Origin of the sequence: Lysobacter soli (genome assembly GCF_009755585.1) — a bacterium.
Classification (GTDB): domain Bacteria; phylum Pseudomonadota; class Gammaproteobacteria; order Xanthomonadales; family Xanthomonadaceae; genus Lysobacter_J; species Lysobacter_J soli.
Genome location: NZ_CP046603.1, coordinates 2,135,240 through 2,156,776, shown reverse-complemented (window position 1 = coordinate 2,156,776; position 21,537 = coordinate 2,135,240). Strand labels below are relative to the sequence as shown.

Below are 21,537 nucleotides of genomic sequence, written 5' to 3'. Positions count from 1 at the left end.
CGTTCAGTCGGCGTCCGCATTCCGTCCACGCGCGTGCGGCGCGGACGGGGCAGGGCATGCCCTCAACGGCGCTGGCTGGCGCGGACGGGACCGAGCACGCGCTCGGCCAGCATCGGATCGGGCTCGATGCCCAGTTCATCGCCGAGCCGTTGCGCAAGCGAGCGGAAGCATTGAACCGCCTGATAGCGGTTGCGCTGCTCCAGATGCGCATCGATGACCGCTTCGGCGGCCGATTCACGCAGCGGCTCGGCTTCAACGGCGGCGGTTCCGGCCTGAACGGCCAGGCCGAACAGTCCCGCGGCCGACATCGTGCGACATGCGGCTTCAAGCGCCTGCACGCGCAGCATGTGGAACGCGTCCTGGTCGGCGAGCGCCCACTCCTCGTGCCATCCGGGCAGGATGTCGCTGGACAGCAGCTCGATCTCGTCGAGCGCGAGCGCTTCGCCGTTCAGGGCGCGCGCGGCGACCTGGTGCGCGTGTTCCAGATCGGTCTGCGCATGCAGGACCAGCTCGTCGCCAATGGTCTCGACCCAGCCGCGCGGCACGTGCCAGAGCGCGCGCCGCAGGTTCGCACGACCCGCATCTTCGGCGACGTCCGGCCACAGCTGTGCCGACGCCAGGCCACGCGCGACGGGATGGCGGCGCAGTGCGAGATAGGCGAGCAGGCGTCGGCCGGGGAGCGAAAGCCGGATCATCGGATACACGCCAAGGCGTCCGACGATGGCGACCTTGCGCATCGCATTGTCGTGAGGTGTGTCCGTCACCCTGTGCCTCGGGGAGCCGGCGGCAGGTCGCCGACCGTGCACGGTTTCCCTGTGATCAGGGAGACGTACGAAGATAGCCGTGGCGGCCTGGCATGACCGGCGAACATCGGTGTCGTCAGGAACGACACGATCCCGTACGCGCGATGTGCGGCGCCTCCCGCGCGTCGACGCCACCGGAAGGGCTCCACCTCCCGCTACTTCCGTTCGACGCGTGAGTAGCAGTCACGCAGCGCGCCGCGTGCTTGTTCATCGTTGTTGCAGGGTCGGCGGGCGCGACTGCCCGGAACGAGATATCGGTCGCGCTCGCCAGGCTTCGAGTGCCATGGCGCGAAAGCCCGACGTCCTGTCGGGCTCGCGCAGGCAAGGCCATGCAGCACGCGATCAGTCGTTCCCGATCGGCCGCGCCTGCTTCGCAGCGGTATCGATGACGTCGGCGACCACCTTCGGTTTCGTCATGAAGACCGCGTGGCTGGCCGGCGTGTAGGTGATCGTCGCGCCGATGCGCTTGGCCATGTGCACGAGCATCGCCTGGTCGAACGCCTTGTCTTCGGTCGCGATCACCGCCCAGCTCGGGCGCGTGCGCCATGCCGCCTGGGTGAGCGGCGTCTGGAAGACCGACATGGCGATGGGCACCTGCGAGTCGCGCATGAAGGCGGCGTCCGCATCGCTGGCATCGTGGGCGAAGCCGGCCTTGAACTTCGCGAGCTCGATGAAGCCGAAACCGTCCTTGCCCGTGTCGATGACGAACTCGGGCGTCGGGGCGAAGCCCTTGTACTGTTGCGCGGTCGTTTCACCCGCATCGGGCGCCAGCGCCGAAACGTAGACCAGGCCCGCGGCATTGGGATGCACGCCGGCCTCGGTGATGACCGTACCCCCCCACGAGTGGCCGACGAGGATTGCGGGCCCGTCCTGACGATCAAGAACGCGGCGCGTGGCGGCGACGTCGTCGGCCAGCGAGGTGAGCGGGTTCTGCACGATCGACACGCGGTAGCCGCGCCTGGTCAGGTCGTCGTAGACGCCGCGCCAGCCCGAACCATCGGCGAAGGCGCCGTGCACGAGGACGACGTTCCGGATGGCCGCGGTGCCGGCGACCTTCGGTTCGGCGGCATGGGCGGCGGAGGGCAGGGCAAGCGCGAGCAGCACGGCGGACAGCGAGCGGGCGAGCGTGTTCATGGCGTCATCTCCGGTGGGTGGTGGATCGCGGTAATGGTTATCGCGATAAGTAACAGGCTAGACCCGTGAAATTTGAATGTCAAGATATTCTTTATCGTGGTAACCTTTCGGCATGTTGCCCGAATCGCCCCGGGCCCAGGAGCACCCGATGGCCGCCAAAGCGAAAGCGCCTTTCCCACTGGACGAACAGCTGTGCTTTTCCCTCTACGGGGCCAGCATCGCGATCAATCGCGCCTACAAGCCGCTGCTGGACGAACTCGGCCTGACGTATCCGCAGTACCTCGTCCTCAGTTCGCTGTGGGAAGACGATGGCCTGACCGTAAGCGGCATCGGCGCGCGGCTTGCGCTGGAGGCCAGCACGATCACGCCGCTGGTGAAACGGCTGGAGCAGGCGGGGCTGGTGGAACGCCAGCGCAGCGCACGCGACGAGCGACAGGTCCACGTGCAACTGACGAAGGCCGGCCGCGACCTCCGCTCGCGTACGCGATGCCTGGCGGAGTTGCTGGCGGACCGTTCGGGCATGGCGCCCGGCGAACTGGTCGAACTCAACCGGCAGGTCCAGCGGCTGCGCGACGCCATGTCGGGTTCCGCGCAGCAGGACTGAACTCGCAGCCCGTCATGTGAGGACGCGCGACGCCGTGCCGCGCGTGCTGTAGCGTCAGGCACTTCGACCTGCACGAGGCCGGTTCGCATGGAAGTCCGGGGTCACGCATGAACGCCACGACCGACACCACGTCGCGACATCTGCTGCGCGATCTCTCGGCCTCCGCGATCGCCGCCGGCTTCGTCACGGTGCTGGTGGGCTTCGCCAGCTCCGCCGCGATCGTGTTCCAGGCGGCGCAGTCGCTGGGCGCGACGCCGGCGCAGATCGGCTCGTGGATCTGGGCGCTGGGCCTGGGCATGGGCCTGACGTGCATCGCCCTGTCGCTGCGCTACCGCATGCCGGTGGTGACCGCGTGGTCCACGCCCGGCGCCGCGATGCTCATCGGCAGCGTCGCAGGGCTGCCGCTGTCCGATGCGATCGGCGCGTTCGTGCTGTGCGCGGTGATGATCGCCGTCGCGGGCTTCTCGGGTTTCTTCGAACGGATGATCAGCCGGATCCCGGTTTCGCTGGCGTCCGGCATGCTCGCCGGCGTGCTGCTGCGGTTCGGCCTCGAGACGTTCGCGGCGCTTCGTTCGCAGGCGGGGCTGGTGCTGGCGATGCTGGTGGCGTACCTGCTGATGCGCCGGTTCGCGCCGCGATATGCAGTCATCGCGACACTGCTCGTCGGCATCGCGTATGCCGGCGCTGCAGGCCTGCTGCGGATGGACGGACTCTCGCTCGAACTCGCGCGCCCGGTGTTCGTCGCGCCGACGTGGTCGATCGGCGCCATCGTGGGCATCGCACTGCCGCTCTTCATCGTGACGATGGCATCGCAGAACGTTCCGGGTGTTGCCGCGATCCGCGCCGCGGGCTACCCGATTCCGATCTCGCCTGTCATCGGCTGGACCGGCGTGGCGAACGTGCTGCTGGCGCCGTTCGGTGCGTTCGCGCTCAACCTGGCCGCGATCACCGCCGCGATCTGCATGGGCCGCGAGGCGCATGAGGATCCCGCGCGCCGCTACGTGGCATCGATCGCGGCCGGCGTGTTCTACATCGTGGCGGGCTTGTCGGGCGCCACGGTGGTCGCGCTCTTCGCGGCGTTTCCGAAGGAGCTGATCGTGGCGATCGCCGGCATCGCGCTGCTCGGTACGCTCGGCAGCAGCCTTGCCGCTGCATTGCGCGATGAATCCGAACGCGAAGCGGCGCTCGTGACGTTTCTCGTCACGGCATCGGGCCTGTCGCTGTGGGGCATCGGCTCGGCGTTCTGGGGCATCGTCGCGGGCGTGGTCACGCTCGCAGCCTTGATGCGCCCCAAGCCGGCGGGCGCCTGACGCGCGCGCATTTCGCCGCAGATTGGGATGCCCGCTTCCGGCCGTTGGCGGACCTTCCGTCGACCGAATACGCCAGGACCGCTTTCTAACCGAAACGGGTGTTCCGGAACGAAGCAAGGCGTTCGGTCGGCAGGCCGTCGAGGCTGGCGCGTGAGCCTGCATGGAGACGCGGCTAAAGGTTTTCCGCTGACGGCCGATATATCCTAGGAATGGTCCGCCCCGCATCAGCGACCGCCGTGAGGCAGTCGCAGGGGACATCGACTGGTCGGGCGTGGTCTTCACAGGGAAAGGCGAAGTGCAACAGGGGAAAGGGATGCGGCTGCGGCCGCTTGCGGCATGGCTTGTGCTCGGCGGATTCCTTGCACCGGTGTGTCCCGCGTGGGGACAGGTACTCGATTCGGTGGCGCAGGAACTGCTGCGGCAACAGGAACGCGAGCGCGCCCTGCGCGAACAGCAGGAAACGCGGCCCGATGTGCGCATGCAGGAAGCGGAACCAGCGCCTCTCGACCGGCTGCCGGCCGACGAGTCGCCGTGCTTCGCGATCCGCGAGATCCGCCTGACCGGCGAGGAGGCCGGGCGCTTCCAATGGGCGTTGCGGGCGGCCGACCCCGACGGGGATCCGGCGACCGGACGCTGCCTCGGAACGCAGGGCGTCAACGTGGTGATGAAGCGCGTGCAGAACGCCATCGTCGCGCACGGTTTCGTCACCACGCGCGTGCTGGCCGCGCCGCAGGACCTCAACGGTGGCGTGCTCACGCTGACGCTGGTGCCCGGGCGGATCCGTGCGGTCCGCTTCGCCGACGGCGACGCGAGGGTTGCCGCGTGGAACGCCGTGCCTGCACGCCGCCACGACCTGCTCAATCTGCGCGACATCGAGCAGGCGCTCGAAAACTTCAAGCGCGTGCCGACGGTGGAGGCGGACATCCAGATCGCGCCGGCCGAAGGCGCCGACGCGCAGCCAGGCGACAGCGACCTCGTCATCGCCTGGAAACAGCGCGCTCCGTTTCGAATCGGCGTGACGCTGGATGACTCCGGCAGCGAGGGCACGGGCAAGTTGCAGGCGGGCGCGACGTTGTCGCTCGACAACGCGCTGCGCTGGAATGACCTCTTCTACGTCAATGTCGGCCACGATGCATTCAACGGCGCCGGCAAGGGCACGTCGAGCTGGACGGCGCATTACGACGTGCCGTTCGGTTACTGGCTGGCCGGCGCCACCGCAAGCAGTTACGACTACCACCAGAACGTCGCCGGCGCGTTCGAGACCTACACCTACAGCGGCACCAGCGAGAACGCCGAACTGCGCGTGTCGCGGCTGCTGTTCCGCAACGCGACCATGAAGGCCGGCGCCTATGCGCGCGGCTGGTGGCGGCAGTCGCGCAACTACGTCGACGACACCGAAGTGGAAGTGCAGCGCCGCCGCATGGCCGGTTGGGAACTGGGCTTCACGCATCGGCAATTCATGGGCCAGGTGACGCTGGATGCGAGCGTCGCGTACCGGCGCGGCACGGGCGCGTTCGATGCGTTGCCTGCGCCGGAGGAAGCATTCGGCGAAGGCACGTCGCGTTCGAAGGTGATTACCGCCGACGCACAGCTCGCCGTTCCTTTCCAGCTCGGCGAACAGCGCCTGCGCTACACCGGCAGCTGGCGCGCGCAATGGGACCGCACGCCGCTGGTGCCGCAGGATCGTTTCTCCATCGGCGGCCGCTACACCGTCCGCGGCTTCGATGGCGAATTGTCGCTCGCCGGCGAGCGTGGCTGGACCGTGCGCAACGACCTCGGCCTCACGCTGGGCGGCGGGCAGGAAGTCTACGTCGGCGCGGACTACGGCCACGTCGGTGGGCCGTCCGCGCAGTACCTGCTGGGGCAGGAACTGGCCGGTGCGGTCATCGGACTGCGAGGCGGCGTGTCCCGCTGGTACTGGGATGTGTTCGTCGGCGCGGCGATCGAGCGTCCGGACGGATTCCAGACCGACTACACCACCACCGGTTTCAACCTGGGCTGGTCGTACTGACCGACGGGCGCGCAGGTCGCGCCCGTGCTCATTCGTGCAAGTAAGGAAGCGTCCGCATGAACAAGCATCTGTACCGCATCGTCTTCAACCGCGCGCTGGGCGTGCTGCAGGTCGTCGCGGAGATCGCACGCACCGCAGGCGGCGCCAGCCCCGCGCAAGCGGGCGCGACGACGGCCACGTTGCGGCCAGTCAGCTTCGCGCTGTGGATGGCGCTGGGTTACGTGATGCTGGCGCCCGATGCGGCGGCGCAGGTCGTATCCGACCCCAATGCTCCAGGCAACCAGCGGCCGACGGTGATCACCGCGCCCAGCGGCGCACCGCTGGTGAACATCGCCACGCCCAGTGCGGCGGGCGTGTCGCGCAACAGCTACCAGCAGTTCGACGTGGGCGCGCAGGGCGTCATCCTCAACAACTCGCGCAATGGCGCGCAGACGCAGTTGGGCGGCCCCGTGCAGGGCAACCCGTGGCTGGTCGGCGGCACCGCGAAGGTGATCCTCAACGAGGTCAACAGCGCCAACCCCAGCCATCTCAACGGCTACGTGGAAGTGGCCGGCGACCGCGCGCAGGTGGTGATCGCCAACCCGTCGGGCATCCGCATCAACGGGGGCGGCTTCCTCAACGCCAGCCGCGCGACGCTCACCACCGGCACGCCGATCCTCAACGGCGGCGCGCTCGAAGGGTACCGGGTGCAGGGCGGCACGATCCGCGTGGACGGCACCGGCCTCGACGCAACGCAGACGGACTACACCGATCTCATCGCACGCTCGATGGAGATCAACGCCGGCATCTGGGCGAACCAGTTGCAGGCAACGCTGGGCGCGAACACGGTCGGTATCGACGCGGGCAGCGTCATGCTCGATCCCGCCAGCGGGGCGGCGCCGGCGTTCGCGCTGGACGTGAGCCAGCTGGGCGGCATGTACGCCAACAAGATCATGCTGGTGGGCACCGAGCATGGCGTCGGCGTGCGCAACGCCGGCGAGATCGGCGCGCAGGCCGGTGAACTGGTCGTCACGGTGGACGGCCGCCTCGAGAACACCGGCGCGGTCCAGTCGAAGCTGGATGCACGCATCGCCACGGGCGGCGGAATCGCCAACGCCGGCATGATCAGCGCCGCACGCGAACTGACGCTCGACACCGGCGCCGACCTCGACAACCGCGGCGGCACGATCAATGCGCGCCGCATCGACGTGGACGCGCAGTCGCTGCGCAATCGCGGCGGCTCGATCGAACAGACCGGCCTGCAGGCGCTGGCGCTGAAGGGCGCCACGATCACCAATCGCGACGGCGGCCGCATCGGCGTGGCCGAAAGCGCGGGCGACGGTGGTGGCAGCAATGGAAGCGGCAATGGCGGCGGAACGGACGCCGGCGCCGGCGGCGGATTGACCGATGGAAGCAGCGGTGGCGATGGCGGAACCGGCGGCAATCTACCGGACCTCTCGCCGCTCTCCGAGGGGGCACTGACCATCGCCGGAACGCTCGACAACGACGGCGGCACGATCAATGCCGGCGGCGGCGTGGGTGTCGATGTCATCGCCGGCCTGCACAACGACGGAGGCCGCCTGGGCGTGCGGCAACTGACGATCACGCAGGGCGAACTCACCAACGCTGGCGGCGAACTGAGCGTGTCCGGCGCGGCGAGCGTCCGTGCCGATCGCATCGTCAACGATGGAGGGCGCTTCGAAGTCGCGGGCGATTTCGATCTGGGCGCGACGCAGCTGTCCAATCGCGCCGGCGTGCTGAGCCACAGCGGTCAGGGGAATGCGCGCTTACACGTGGACGGCACGCTCGACAATTCGGGCGGAACGCTGGCCAGCAACGGCGCGCGGCTGGATGTGGAAGGCGGCGTGATCGTCAACGAGGACGGCCGCATCGAACACGCCGGCACCGCCGGACTGCTCCTGCGCACCTCCACGTTGCGCGGCGCGGGCGGCGTGATCGTCACCGCCGGCGGGGCCACGCTGGCCGTTGACGATGCGGACCAGCGCGATGCCACGCTCAGTGCGACCCGGATCGCGCTCGACGCTGGCAGTTTCGACAATCGCGGCGGAACGCTGCTGTCCAGTGGCCCGGATGCAAGCACGCTGCGCGTGTCGGGACTGTTCGACAACAGTGGCGGCACGATCGCCGGGGACGGCGACCTTGCACTGTCGGCTGGAACGTTCGGCAACGTAACGGGCATCGTGCAACACGCGGGAGCCGGCACGATTGCGATGCAGGTCGGCACGTTGAACGGCGAAGGTGGCTCGATCGCCAGCAACGGCACGTTGCGGGTTGCGGGCGACACCATCGATCTTCGTGGCGGAACGACCCGGGCGAAGTCGATTTCGGTGGACACCGGCACGCTGGTCACGGCCGGCGGCCACCTGGTTGCCACCGGCAACGAGGCGTTCTCGCTGAACGTTCGCGACACGCTCGACAACACGTCCGGCAGCATCGTCACGAACGGCGCGATGCATCTTTCGTCCGGGTCGCTGATCAATCGCGAAGGCACGCTCAGTAGTGCAGGCAACGCGGTCTCCGGAATTTCGGTGGCCAACACGTTCGACAACACCGGCGGCACGCTGGCCGCGGCCGGTGACGCCGCGCTTGCCGTGGGCGACCTGCTCAACCACGGCGGCCTCGTGCAATCGCTGAAGGCGTTGACGATCGATGCCAGCGGAATCCTGGACAACGGCGCGCAGGGCGTGCTGATGGCGAACGGCGACCTCGCGCTTGCCGCACAACGGCTCGACAACGCCGGTGGCGCCATCGAACACGCGGGCGCGGGCTTGTTGTCCATCGATGCCGACACGCTGCAAGGGGAGGGCGGCCGCATCGCGGGCAACGGTGCACTGTCGATCAGCGGCAACCACACGCTCCTGCGGGGCGCGACGACCTTCGCGCGAACGGTGTCGATCGACACCGGCGATCTCGTCACGGCAGGCGGAAAGCTCAGCGCACTCGAGGCGGGCACGATGCAACTGCGCGCAAGCGGGCTGTTCGACAATGCCGCCGGCACGATCCTCACCAACGGCACGCTGCAACTCGACGCGGGCACGTTCCACAACACCGACGGTACGCTCAGTGCATCGGGCGATGGCGACAACCGGCTCGACGTGCGCGGTGTCCTCGACAACACGCGCGGCTTGATCGCCACCGATGCGGCGCTTGCAGTGAACGCGGACGAACTTGTCAACCGCGACACGCGCGCCACCGACCCCGACGCGCCTTCAAAGGGCATTCTTGCCGGCCGGCTCGACCTCGCAGCAGCGAGTGTCGACAACACCGGCGGCCAGATCGCGTCGAACACCGCGTTGAACCTGACCGCGGACCGGCTCGACAACGCCGATGGCATGCTCAGCGCCGTGCAGGCGCTAGATGTGCGTACCGTCAACCTCGAAGGCGCAGGCGGCATCATCGCCAGCAACGGATGGCTGGCGCTGACGGGCGATGTCCTGAACCTCCGCGACGCAACGACGTCGGCGAACCGCATCGGCATCGACGCAGGCTCGCTCGTGACGGCGGGCGGCCAGTTGACCGCGACCGGTACGGACGCACTCGACCTTGCCGTGCGTGGGACGCTCGACAACAGCGGCGGCGTCATCGCCACCAACGGCGTGATGCAGCTGAGCGCGGGGGCACTGGCGAATGTCGATGGCCGCTTGCGCGCAGCCGGTACGGGTTCCAGCGGCTGGAACGTCGGCGGTGTCCTCGACAACACGCGGGGCACGATCGCGGCGGCGGGCGATGCCATCGTCCACGCGTTCGACCTGATCAACACCGGCGGCACGCTTCAATCGGCCGGCAGCGCGCCGCTGAAGGTGACCGCCGACGGCCAGCTGGTGAACGACGACGGCACCCTCGTCGCGAACGGCGCAATCGAACTGCGGGCCGGCGCGCTGCGCAATCGCGGTGGCCTGGTACAGACGCAGCAGGGTGTGGCGGCGAACGTCGCGGGCACGTTCGACAACGGTGGTGGCACCGTCGTCGCCGGCGGCAACCTCGAGGTGCGTGCGGGCAGCCTGCTCAATCGCGACACGCTCGATCCCGCCGTCACCGACGTGGCCTCGCAGCAGGGCCTGTTCGGCGACCGCGTCCTGCTCCAGGCGCAGCAGGTGGACAACACGCGCGGCCAGGTTGTGGCGCGGGACGCCCTCGCCATCAACGGCGGCGCGCTGACCAATACCTCCGGCCGCATCGATGGCGTGGGTACCGTCGGCATCACCGTCGATGCACTGACCAACACCGATGGCGAACTGCTCCAGCGGGGCGAGAGCGGAACACTCACCGTCGATGTCGCACAGGCATTGAGCAATACCGCCGGCGGCCTCATCGGCGCCGAAGGCAGTGCGCTGGTGAGCGGCGGTTCGATCGACAACGCCGGCGGCACGCTGTTCGGCCGGAAGGGCCTGCACGTACAGGCCGATTCCGACCTTCGCAACGTGGCTGGCACGGTGCGCAGCGGTGCGGATCTGACGATCGGCGCAGGTGGACGCGTCGACAACACCGATGGTGTCATCGATGCCACGGGTCGTTCGACGATCAACGTCGCGCGCGTGGACAACGTGCGCGGGCAGATCCTCGCCAGCGCCACCGGAGCGACGGCGCTGACGATCACGTCGTCCGTTCTCGACAACCGCAGCGGCACCGTCGGAACGCGCGACGGCGATGCCGTCCTGCACGTGAGCAGCATCGACAACAGTGTGAACGGCGCGCTGGTGAGCCGTCGCGACCTCACGATCGATGGCGCCATGCTGGACAACCGCGGCGGCACGGTGTTCGCCAATCGCGAGGCAGCCTTCGGAAGTGGCGCCGGAACGTTGCTCAACGCAGGCGGCCAATTCGGCGCAGGCGATGCGGCACGCCTGAACGTGGCGTCGGTGAGCAACGCCGGTGGCGGTCGCATCCAGGCCGGTTCGCTCTGGCTCACGGTACCGACGCTCGACACCAGCGGAGGCGAGGTCGCGGCCAACTCACTGCACCTGCAACTGGGCAGCCTGACCGGCACCGGCCGCGTGTACGGCTCGCAATGGCTGGACATCGATTTCACCGGCGATTTCACCTACGGCAACGGTCTTCGGCTGGAAAGCGATCGCCTGCTCGATCTGAGTGTCGCCGGCACGTTCACCAATCTGGGCACGCTGCAGACCCCTGGCGAACTGGCGATCAACACCGGCAACCTGATCAACCAGGGGACCATCAACGCCAGCAACGCCGCCGGCACGGCGACCAGCCGCATCCGGGTCGGCGGCGTCATCGACAACCGCACCGGCGCGAGCCTGGAAGGCGACACGCTATCGCTTGTGGCCGGCAGCGTGACCAACACCGGCGACATCGTGGGCGACGTCGTCGGCATCGAGGCCGAGACACTCGTCAACGGGCGCGATCTGGGAACGCAGCAGGCCGCACGCGCATACGGCGAAGGGTTCATTGGCGCGACCGGACAGCTGGACCTGCGCATCGGGCAGTCGCTGCGCAATCTCGATGGCGAGATCTTCAGCGCCGGCGATCTCGACATCACCGGGCGTGGCGGCCCGGGCACGCGCGTCGCGCAACTGGACAACATCTCCGGCCGCATCCAGGCCGAGGGCGACGTTTACATCGCCTCCAACGCAATCCGCAACGAACGTCGCGTGCTCGAATTCGTGCAGGGCGCGCTCACGCCCGAGCAGCAGGCGGCGATGACACTGGTGAACGCCGGCACCGACGCGGTCACCTATGGGCAGACGCAACAGCAGTTGCTGGCCACGCATTGCGGCAGCGGCTGCATGGTGTTCCAGATCGATTCCTACCTCGAAAGCCTCACGCCGACGACCGGTCTGTTCGTGAACACCGGCACCGTCACGGCTGCGGCGCAGATCGCATCCGGTGGCAACATGACGCTGGAGGCCGGTTCGATACTCAACCGGTACTCTTCGATCGCGGCGGGATGGAACCTCTGGATCAACGGCGCCTCGCAAGCCGGCGCCAGCGGAGAAGGCGCAGGCGGCGTGACCAACATCAGCCTGTCGGGCGAGCAGGTCTACCAGGTGACGGGCCAGTACGAGATGCAGTACCAGGTCTGCCGTAGCCCTGGCGGCACCTGTTACTACGAGCCCAACTTCGAATCTGGCTCATACAACTACGGCACGATCACCCAGACCATCACGCCGGCCGAAGGCCGCGCGACCATTACGGCCGGCAATGCGCTGGTCATCCAGACAGGCGGCGACCTCACCAATGCGGTCGTCGGTGCTGGCGCGGGGCTGGGCGGGTTGAACGCCGGTTCGCTCGGTGGTGCGGGCAATGTCGGCCTGGGTGCGTCGAACGGTCGCACCGCGACAGGTGCATCGGGCGTCGGCGGCGCGAACGGCCGCGTCGTGCAGACCGGCAAGGCGACGCAGCTCGCGCTGCAGGACCAGATCAACAGCGCGGACAATCCCGCCAACGCCGCGCCGCAGACCGTCGGAAACGCCAACCAGCCGCTGCCCGGCCTGGTGCCTGCGGACAACGGCATGTTCGACGTCACGGCCGATCCGGGCGCGCGATTCCTGGTCACCACCGCGCCGCGTTTCGCCTCCAAGGGCGAGTGGACCAGTTCGGATTACCTGCTCGACGCGCTGCGCACCGATCCGGACGTCATCGACAAGCGCGTCGGCGACGGCTACTACGAGCAGCGGCTGGTGCTCGACCAGATCATGGCGCTGACGGGACGCCGTTCGTTGAACGGAAGCGATGATGCGTTCACCCAGTACCGCACGCTCATGGACGGTGCGGCCGCGCAGGCCGAACGCCTTGGCCTTGCGCTGGGTGTGCCGCTGACGAACACGCAGATCGCCGCGCTGGACCAGGACATCGTCTGGCTGGTCGAACAGATCGTCGACGGCCAGAAGGTCCTGGTGCCGGTGGTCTACTTGTCGAAGGCCACCGCCGAACGCCTGCGTGCCAACGGCGCGCTGATCGCCGGCGGTTCGGTCGAAATCGAAGCGGGCGGACGCATCGACAACAGCGGCACGTTCTCGGCGGACATGGGCACCTGGCTCAGCGCGGACACGCTGATCAACGATGGCGCGATCCGCGGCGGCGACGTGCTCGACATCGCCACGCGCGGGGATGTGCTGAACCGCGGCGAGATCGGCGGTCGCACGGTAGTCATCGATGCAGGCGGCGACATGGTGAACGCGCCGGTCGACGGCGGACTCGCCTGGCGCGGCGGCACGATCACGGCGGGCGAGGGCGGCCTTGCGGTGTCGGCCGCGCGCGACGTCATCAACCAGGGCGTCATCGCCAGCGGCGGAAACGCCGTCATTGATGCAGGCCGCGACTTCGTGCAGAAGGCCGCCGACGCCGCGGGCGCCGTGCGCGGGCCCGTGGCGGCGATCACCAGCGCCGGCAGCACATCGATCACGGCGGGCAACGACGTGGTGATCGATCGCAGTTCGGTGGACGCCGGCAAGCACGCCGTCGTCGACGCGGGGCGCGATGCGAAGTTCATCGCCGCCGACGTCAGCGCCGGCGGCAGCATCGCCGTCACCGCCGGCCGTGACATCGCCAGCGAATCGGTGACCGACACGGTGTCGGGCACGTCGCAGACGGCGTATCGCCAGGGCAAGAAGCGCAGCTGGACGACGACCACCGTCACCGACGAGACCGTCACCGGCAGCACCTTCGAAGCCGGCGGCGACATCGCGATGGTGGCCGATCGCGACATCACGCTGGAAGCGGCGGGCGTGCGCAGCGACGAAGGCGGAATCGCACTGGCCGCGGGCCGCGACCTCACGCTGGAGTCCGCTTACGAAACCGACACCACCGTCACCGACAGCATCAGCAAGAAGCGCAACACGCTGTCGAAGACCACGACGCGCACGCACAGCGAGACGACCGACACGCAGGCCATCGGCACCACGCTGTCGGGCGAACGCGTGGACCTGTCGGCCGGAAACGACATCGCCATGCGCGGCGCGCTCGTGGCTGGAGACCAGGGCGTGAGCCTGGTTGCCGGTGGCGACATCGCCATCGAAACCGCCGTCAACACGCACACCGAATCGAGCACGACCGACAAGAAGAAGTCGGGCGCGTTCGGCAATGGCGGCGTCGGTTTCACCATCGGCAGCCAGAGGACCGGCAACACGCTGGAACTGACCGAAACCACGCATTCGGGCAGTCTGATCGGCAGCAGCGAAGGACGCGTCGACATCGTCGCAGGCAAGGACGTGGCGATCCGTGGCTCGGACGTGCTGTCGAGCACCGGCACGCTGATCAGCGGCGAGAACGTGACCGTCGAGCACGTCGAGAACACGCTGGAGATCAACCAGGGCCAATACACCAGGTCGGGCGGCTTGAACGTGAGCCTGAAGGGCGGCGTGGTGGATACCGCGATGACCGTCTACGACAGCAGCAAGCGTGCAGGCGAGGTCGAGGACGACCGCCTCAAGGGCTTGTACGCGGCGAAGGCGGGGCAGGCGTTGTTTTCGAACGCGGCGGGCGGCGGTATGGACGGCATCGATCAGTTCAAGGGGCTGGGTGCCCTAGACCCGACGATGCAGAAGGGGGCAGACGGCAAGAACACCGGAAAGATGGAAGGCACCGGCGGCATGAGCCTGCGCATCGGCATTGGCGCAAGTTCAAGCAAGAGCGACGTCGCCACCAGCGAAACCACCGTGCAGGGCAGCACGATCCGTAGCAATGGCGATGTCACCATCATCGCGCGCGAAGGCGACCTCACCGTCACCGGCAGCCGCGTGGAAGGCGAGAACGTCGGCCTCGCGGCGAAGAACGACATCGTGCTGCAGAGTGCACAGGAATCGACGCAGCAACGCGAACGCAGCAAGGCTTCGAGCGGCGAGATAGGCGTGACCGTGGGCACCGAGGCGGGCATCGGCGTCTACGTCAGCGCCAGCGCTGCGCGCGGCAAGGGCGATGGCGCGAGCACGAGCCACGTTGAAACCGTCATCCAGGGCAACCAGAGCGTCAGCTTCGTCAGCGGCAACGACACGACGCTGGAAGGCGCGCAGATCATCGGCGACCGCGTCATCGGTTCGGTCGGTGGCGACCTCACGATTCGCAGCCAGCAGGACACCGACGACTACAAGCGCAAGGACCAGAGCGCGGGCGTCGACGCCGCGGTGGGCTTCGGCGGCGCGAACGTGTCGGTCAACTACGCGCAGAGCAAGATTGACAGCGATTACACCAGCGTGCGCGAGCAGAGCGGCATCCAGGCCGGCGCGGGCGGGTTCCAGATCGACGTGCAGGGCCACACGCAACTGGATGGCGGCGCGATCGCCAGCTCGGCGGATCCGTCGAAGAATTACTTCAGCACGGGAAGTCTGGGCTATTCGGATCTCAAGAACGAGGCGGAGTACAAGGCGACGAGCATTGGCTTCAGTGCGAGCGGTGGGACTAATGGCGGCGGAGGCAGTCCGAGCTACGCATCGACCGGAGATAAGGACCGCAGTACTACAACTGCGGGTATCGCAGATGGAACCCTGATCGTCGGGGACGGCAGTGGTGAAGGAATCGCGCGCGGCACCGGCCAATTGCAGCAGGACGGACTCAAGAACATTTACGACACGCAGAAGGTCGCCGAGACGATCGAAGCTCAGCAGGTTGCCGGGCAAGTCGGGTTCACTGCCGTTGGCGACCTCAGCGACATGATGAAGGCACGCGCCGACAGGGATCTCGAGGCCGCCGAAGCAAGCGGAAACCAGTCCGCGATCGCGGTCGCGCAGGCGCACGTGGCCAGCTGGGAGGAGGGTGGCACTAACAAAGTGATCTTGCACGGCTTGATGGGTGCCGGCATGGCAGCGCTGGGTGGCGGCGATGCGCTGGCCGGGGGCGCCGTTGGTGCAAGCAACGAGTTCGTCGTCGGAAAGATGGTGGACTACCTCAAGGAAAACGAGATCGATCCGACCAGCCCTGAGATAAAGGCACTGTTGCAGGCCGCAAGTGCGCTGCTAGGCGGTGCGGTGGCCGGCGGGCAGGGGGCCGGCATCGCGGTCGCTGCCACGACGAACAATTATCTGACGCACGCGCAACTCGAGGATCATGCGAAGAAGCTTGCGAACTGTGGCGCGGACGTCGTTTGTCGGCAGAAGGAAATCGACCGTGTCGAGAATCTGTCTGCAATCCAGGACCAGGAACTATGGAGCGCCTGTACAGGTGCGGCCAAGAACGCCGGCTTGTGCGACATGCATGTGGAGAGTGCCCGACTGTATGCCGAAGACGATCTAGTCACGTACCTTGGTTTGGGAGCCGATCGCGACAAGTCGAACGAGTGGCTCGCGAGGTTCTACGATACGGCGGATGGCGAGCCTTATCGAGGGAGCTTCTGGGGTAATGGAGCGCTCGCTCTCGTCGACAGTGGTTCCAAGGCGGTTACTGCACTCGTCGGAGCGATCGCCCATCTGGGTGAACTGGCATTCGTTCCCGGAACTGCCGTCAATCCGGAAACAGGACAGCTCCAGTACGACCCTCTGATAAAACCCACTCCGATCTTCGGGCTCGATCCCAATACAGGTCCCGTCGGGCAGAAGGGATACGAATTCGGTGACGCGGCGTTCGTCGCGATTTCGTCTGTGCTCGGCACGCGCGGAGCCTCGGGGAAAGTCGACGATGCAGTCGCCGCGGCCAAGACGAGCGCGGAGGCCAACATCGAGAATCTGGCGCAAAAAGCCGCGTCCACGGAGGCTCGCGAGGGCGCACGAGAGCTGAACAATTTCTACAAGGATGGCGCCGCTTACAACTTCCCAGTGGAGATCCGCACTTCCAGTGGGACAGTAATCAGGGCGAATCCGGATAAGACAACAACGGTTCTAGGGACATTTGCGGATGACACGAAGCAGATAATCAATGCGGACCTTGGCTTGCCGAAATCGATGGTGATCGACGGCCCCACCCAACCCGGGTCCTTCAATTTGCTCAACACGCCGGACAGCCTCTACGCGACCCTCGGGCCGGACAGGTTTTGGTCTGAGGTCAATAGGCCTTGGCTTGATGCAGCCATCGGGCGCGGCGACGACATCGCGCTGGCGACGAAGCCAACCCCGTCCGCTTTGAACCGGGTGCAGCCCGATGGTTCCACGGTCCGTTCCGGATTCGGTCGCGAGTACGACTACTTGACGTCAAAGGGCTACCGTTATGATCCGGTAACCGGAAAAATGAGCAAATCAGGACAGTGATGCGACAGGACTATCTGCCCCTCTTCCAGGCGCTCAAGCAGGCGCTGTTCAGGCTAGGAGCCAGCGTAAGGAAGGAATCGGAGCTCTCGGCCGAATTTTCGCTGGTGACCGGCTGGTTGCTGAGGTTCGAGTGCGAGAGATACTACGGCCCCAGCTTCTCTATTACGGTCGGACCTGACGAGAATGGACCGTGGTACACCGTATGGATCCTAATGAAGGCGTTCGAGAACCTCACGGGGTTCGACTACGGTCGTCCCACCATAGAGAACCAGGCCCTCTTCCTCGAGAGGGAACTCGATCGCCTCACATCGAGCCCGGAATTCTATGAAATCGAGTATGGACGTCTGAACGAGATCGAAGGTCCTAGTGCGTAGTGCGCAATCTCATTGCTCCACACCGGACGCATTGAGTGCGAATCTTGAAGCGCCCTACGCGAGCCCACGAAGGTGACGTGGCCCGTTCACGCCGTGATCGATGTGCAGGTTAACCAGCAGAATCTGCCTGAGTTACGAAGTGCCGGTGTGGGAAGACAATGCGTGCAGTAGTGAAAGGAGCAACGAGGAAGCACATGAAAGGAATCATTGGTTGTGCCAGAGTGGCACCCGGATTTGCCTTCGCGATTATCACCGCTAGCCTGCTGAGCGGTTGCTTCGTCAAGACCACCCTCAAAAGCGAGCTTTCATCGTACGCAGAGCCCGCCAGCGGCGATCTTGCGCACATTCGGCTCATCGGCTCGCGCAACGTGAAGGTGTATCCCGACAGCACCTGCGTGAGTTACAAGGTGCCGGGCAGCGGTTATCCCGCAGGGCCGCAAATGGGTGGGCAGCGCAAGCGCGATCTTGGAATGCCGAAGACTTCGGCTGTACCCAGGCATTACGTCGAGATCGCCACGAAGGCGGGACAGCCGATTGCGGCGGGATTCTCCTTCTATCGCGAATCTTCGATACCGGGCACGCCCGGCACCGGCGCCCCGGGTTCGCGCAGCTCGTCCAGTTGCTTTGCGGCCCGCAGTTTCGTTCCACAGACCGGTCGCAACTACGAAATGGTCAGCGCGTGGACGTCGAGCGGTTGTGCGGTGCAGGTCTACGAAATGCTCGACAGCGACGGCGAATTGCGTCGATCACCCGTGGCCAGCCTTCCTGCCGAAGCATGCGCGACCTCTGCATCAGATTCTCTGGACGGCCACCAGGGCGGATCGCGTTCCCCTTGAAAACGCGACGCGAAGTGAGCGTGCATGGCACCGGCGTTCCCACGCCCCTGTGTCGAGGAGGTGCACTTCCTCATTGGGGTTGTCGCGGCGATAGGGTTTGCTGGGTTGACCGAAACGCTGATCCACTAAAAATTCACGGTGCAATAGCGAAAAGCCGCGCACTGCCGCGTCAGCAGTGATGACGACGCGCGATTCACGTCACGTCGAGCACGGTGGCCAACCTGCACATGCAGCAGGTTTGGTACCTCACTCACAGCATCAGGAGCTGCAACGTGAACGAAAACGACAAGCGCGAGAATCGAGACCTCAACCGTGATCCGATCAGCGGCGCCCCCGGCTCGCATCCCGTCGGGGTAGGTGTAGGCGGGGTGGGCGGCGCTGCGGCAGGCGCGGTGATCGGCGCCATTGGCGGTCCGCTCGGCATGTTGATCGGCGGCGGCATCGGCACGTTGATCGGCGCTGCGGCAGGCAAGGGCGTGGCCGAACGCATCGACCCGACCGGCGAAGCCGAATACTGGCGCGAAGCGCACACGTCGCGCCCCTATCACGACGCAGGTTTCGATTACGAGAACGACTACGCGCCGGCCTACCGCTACGGCGTCGATTCGCGCGCCAACCTGCCGGACCGGTCGTGGGACGATCAACTCGATCGGGATCTGGGTGCCGGCTGGGGCGAGGCGCGCGGCGGCTCGAAGCTCGAGTGGGATCACGCGCGCAACGCGGTGCGCGATGCGTGGGATCGCAGCGATCGAACCTATAAGGCTTATGCCGCCAGTGACCGTTACTACGCGGACGCGTTCGAGAAGGTCGATTACCGCGATGCGGATTCGCAGTTCGACGATTACCGTCCGGCTTACCGCTACGGCACCCAGGCGCGCGGCCGCTACGGCGACCGCCAGTGGGACGAAGGTCTGGAGAACGAACTGGGTCAGGGCTGGGACAAGGTCAAAGGCACCTCGCGACTGGGCTGGGACAAGGCCAAGCACGCGACGCGCGATGCGTGGCACGGCGTGGAGCGTGCATTGCCCGGTGACGCCGACGGCGATGGCCGATAACGCCTGATCTGGAATCGTGTAGATCCGAAGGCACCGGCAGCGGTGCCTTCTTCGTTCTCATCGGCGTCGGGCGATGACGGCGACTGCGACACGCGATCATTCAGAACCGACGTGGTCGACCGGCATTAAGTGATGTCGCGATGGCGCGAAGCGATGATCGCCAACTACGCTCTGCGGGCGCAGCTGCGGCCATACAGAAAACTCTCACGCGTTCTCCACGAGGAGCGGCGGAGTGTCGGGCGACCCGGTGGGGCGTCGGTATGCTGCGCCCGCTCGACGCAATCCATGCCATCCGACATTGCCGGGACCGCCTCACTGAGGGCTCGGACGATGAGCGCGCGAACACGAATCCACTTGCTATTCGGCCTCGTCATCGGCACGGCGTTGGCGGCGACGGCCGGTATCGCCGGTTCGCAGCCCATGAATCAGTTGTCGGTGGAGCCGCGCGTGCCGCGCCTCGCGCAGACGCCGTGCGTGGTCGAGCTGTTCCGCGACGTCAGGATCGATAACAGCAGCGATGCCGGGCTCTTCCGCGAGTTCGAGTACGCCCCGCCGGCAAATTGCCCGGGGCCTTGGGCGAAGGTCATTCTGAGCGTGGATCTCACCGGCCCCGGCACTACCGATGTCATCAACATCACGATCTCGCTTGCGGACCAGCGGCGCAACCTGGATTGGGCAACGGAGCTGTTCGTCGGTGGCGCGCAGTTCAATGCGGGGCAGAGCAGATGGCGCGTGGAGCGCGACGTAACCGACTATAGCGCGCTGATGCGTACCGCCCGCCCCGGATATCTGATGCAGACCGATGGTTACTTCCGGGATGCGTGCGGCTGCGTGTCAGGCCATGCGACCGCGCGACTGATCTTCTACCCCGTCATTGCCGCGCAGGCTCCACCGGCGGTTCCCGATGCGGTGTATCCGGCGCACGATTACGGCGCGTTCGTGTTCTCTCCAGCCCTCCCTCGTAACATTGAGCGCGCGTATCTGGACGTCTACGCGCAGCAGCCGCAGCCGTGGTTCAGTTGCGTGCCGCCGTCCGCGGCACTCAATTTCCCACTGCTGGTCTCGACACCTTTGGCCTTGGGCGACTACGCAGACCCTGGTCTCGGCGACCCGCAAGGCTGTGCCGGCACGGGTTATCGCGACGTGGTCGTGCTGATCGATGGGCAGCCCGCCGGCGTTGCACCCGTGTATCCATGGTTGAACAGCGACCTGAACCTCCACTTTGAACGCACGGTGGACGTTCCGGTGCCTACGCCGCAATCGATCAACCTGTTGCCCTTCCGTGTCGATCTGACGCCGTTTGCCGCCATCCTCAGCAATGGCGCCGACCACGCGATATCGTTCCAGTTCGCCGATGGCGAAACGCTGATGAGTGGACCGTTCGTGCGCGGCCAGTTGCTGCTCTATCTGGATCACGGGTCAACGCAGGTGAGTGGTCAGGTAACCCGAAACTCGCTGGTCGGGACCAATGTCCAGCAAACTTACCTGCGCAACCAGTGGCAGGCCCAGGCGGACACGGTAACGGGCGATGTGCTGCGCGAGTTCCGCCGCAGGTTCCAGATCGCGGGCTACGTGAACACCTCGCGCGGTCGCATCGCCACCACTGTGACCCAGGATCAACTGCTGACCAGCGCGCAGCTCATTCGCCTGGTGGGCATCACGTCGCTACCGAACCACGCCTACGCGCAGAACCTGGACCTGGATAGCGCGACGAACCGGACCACCCTGCGCGAGCTGGGTGGCACCGTGCTCGCATTGGACCGTGAGCGCTTCCACTATCCGCTCCAGATCGATTGGGAGGCCGCCGGCGGCACCACGCCCACGGCAGGATCGCGACTCGACCATGGCAGCGCCTACGTCGTGCAGGGCCATCACAACCAATCGTCGTACTACCGACCCTCCGGCTCGTATGCGACCCGCCTGTACGCCAACTTCGCGGGCGGGAGAGTGTTTGACGGGCAGGGCGGATACACCAGCTGGCAGGGCGCCCGCAGTCATTACTTCTACGACAACATGGGCAGTTGCTTCCGCGAACGGGTGACATGGGTACGCGATGCGGTCACCGCCCACACTCAAGGCGTTGGCTGCCCAGGCGACGTGAACCGGCTTCGTGGCTTCGCCCACCCCGACGGTTCGCCCGATTCGATGGGCTGGTGGCGAATGAGCTATCGGCCTGGCTTCACTGCCCGATAGCGGACGTCACCACGGAGCGGGACGGCCGCGGGTGCCGGTTTAATTCCGCGTGAGCGTGCCTCGGCTGCCGCCGCGCATTCGT

The 21,537-nt window shown here is 66.5% G+C and carries 10 protein-coding genes; 8 read left to right on the top strand and 2 right to left on the bottom strand.

Annotated elements, in window-relative coordinates; genetic code table 11:
- Nucleotides 1-62 precede the first annotated feature (62 nt).
- Together GOY17_RS09655 and GOY17_RS09650 are read right to left on the bottom strand one after the other, a co-directional pair.
- Nucleotides 63-737, bottom strand: a complete 675-nt coding sequence (locus GOY17_RS09655; RefSeq protein WP_157030232.1) for an AfsR/SARP family transcriptional regulator — start codon at nt 735-737, stop codon at nt 63-65.
- Between the two features lie 408 nt (nt 738-1,145).
- The gene (locus GOY17_RS09650; RefSeq protein WP_157030231.1) at nt 1,146-1,937 is read right to left on the bottom strand and encodes an alpha/beta fold hydrolase; all 792 of its coding nucleotides are present in this window, start codon (nt 1,935-1,937) and stop codon (nt 1,146-1,148) included.
- Nucleotides 1,938-2,085: 148 nt separating this feature from the next.
- Between GOY17_RS09650 and GOY17_RS09645 the strand changes: the two genes are divergently transcribed.
- The 8 genes from GOY17_RS09645 to GOY17_RS09610 all read left to right on the top strand — a co-directional run bounded on the left by GOY17_RS09645 (nt 2,086) and on the right by GOY17_RS09610 (nt 21,455).
- Nucleotides 2,086-2,541 (top strand): MarR family winged helix-turn-helix transcriptional regulator, encoded by a 456-nt coding sequence (locus GOY17_RS09645; RefSeq protein WP_157030230.1) that lies wholly within the window; start codon nt 2,086-2,088, stop codon nt 2,539-2,541.
- Between the two features lie 107 nt (nt 2,542-2,648).
- Entirely contained in the window at nt 2,649-3,851 is a 1,203-nt protein-coding gene (locus tag GOY17_RS09640; protein ID WP_157030229.1) for a benzoate/H(+) symporter BenE family transporter, read from the top strand.
- A gap of 313 nt (nt 3,852-4,164) precedes the next feature.
- Nucleotides 4,165-5,862: a ShlB/FhaC/HecB family hemolysin secretion/activation protein gene (locus GOY17_RS09635; RefSeq protein ID WP_157030228.1), complete on the top strand. Its 1,698-nt coding sequence runs from the start codon at nt 4,165-4,167 to the stop codon at nt 5,860-5,862.
- Nucleotides 5,863-5,918: 56 nt separating this feature from the next.
- Nucleotides 5,919-16,997, top strand: a complete 11,079-nt coding sequence (locus GOY17_RS09630; RefSeq protein WP_157030227.1) for a hemagglutinin repeat-containing protein — start codon at nt 5,919-5,921, stop codon at nt 16,995-16,997.
- Complete coding sequence (locus tag GOY17_RS09625; protein WP_157030226.1) at nt 16,997-17,371, top strand: hypothetical protein; 375 nt, start codon at nt 16,997-16,999, stop codon at nt 17,369-17,371. Before GOY17_RS09630 ends, GOY17_RS09625 begins: the two co-directional genes overlap by 1 nt.
- A gap of 194 nt (nt 17,372-17,565) precedes the next feature.
- The gene (locus tag GOY17_RS09620) at nt 17,566-18,207 is read left to right on the top strand and encodes a hypothetical protein (RefSeq protein ID WP_157030225.1); all 642 of its coding nucleotides are present in this window, start codon (nt 17,566-17,568) and stop codon (nt 18,205-18,207) included.
- A gap of 272 nt (nt 18,208-18,479) precedes the next feature.
- Nucleotides 18,480-19,262: a hypothetical protein gene (locus tag GOY17_RS09615; RefSeq protein ID WP_157030224.1), complete on the top strand. Its 783-nt coding sequence runs from the start codon at nt 18,480-18,482 to the stop codon at nt 19,260-19,262.
- A 354-nt stretch (nt 19,263-19,616) separates the two neighbouring features.
- Complete coding sequence (locus GOY17_RS09610) at nt 19,617-21,455, top strand: peptide-N4-asparagine amidase (protein WP_198173634.1); 1,839 nt, start codon at nt 19,617-19,619, stop codon at nt 21,453-21,455.
- Nucleotides 21,456-21,537: the final 82 nt, after the last annotated feature.

Bases quoted from the DNA above. Each gene is read 5' to 3' on its own strand.
- GOY17_RS09635 (WP_157030228.1), top strand. From the start codon at position 4,165: ATGCGGCTGCGGCCGCTTGCGGCATGGCTTGTGCTCGGCGGATTCCTT.
- GOY17_RS09650 (WP_157030231.1), bottom strand. From the start codon at position 1,937: ATGAACACGCTCGCCCGCTCGCTGTCCGCCGTGCTGCTCGCGCTTGCC.
- GOY17_RS09625 (WP_157030226.1), top strand. From the start codon at position 16,997: ATGCGACAGGACTATCTGCCCCTCTTCCAGGCGCTCAAGCAGGCGCTG.
- GOY17_RS09645 (WP_157030230.1), top strand. From the start codon at position 2,086: ATGGCCGCCAAAGCGAAAGCGCCTTTCCCACTGGACGAACAGCTGTGC.
- GOY17_RS09655 (WP_157030232.1), bottom strand. From the start codon at position 737: ATGCGCAAGGTCGCCATCGTCGGACGCCTTGGCGTGTATCCGATGATC.
- GOY17_RS09620 (WP_157030225.1), top strand. From the start codon at position 17,566: ATGAAAGGAATCATTGGTTGTGCCAGAGTGGCACCCGGATTTGCCTTC.
- GOY17_RS09640 (WP_157030229.1), top strand. From the start codon at position 2,649: ATGAACGCCACGACCGACACCACGTCGCGACATCTGCTGCGCGATCTC.
- GOY17_RS09630 (WP_157030227.1), top strand. From the start codon at position 5,919: ATGAACAAGCATCTGTACCGCATCGTCTTCAACCGCGCGCTGGGCGTG.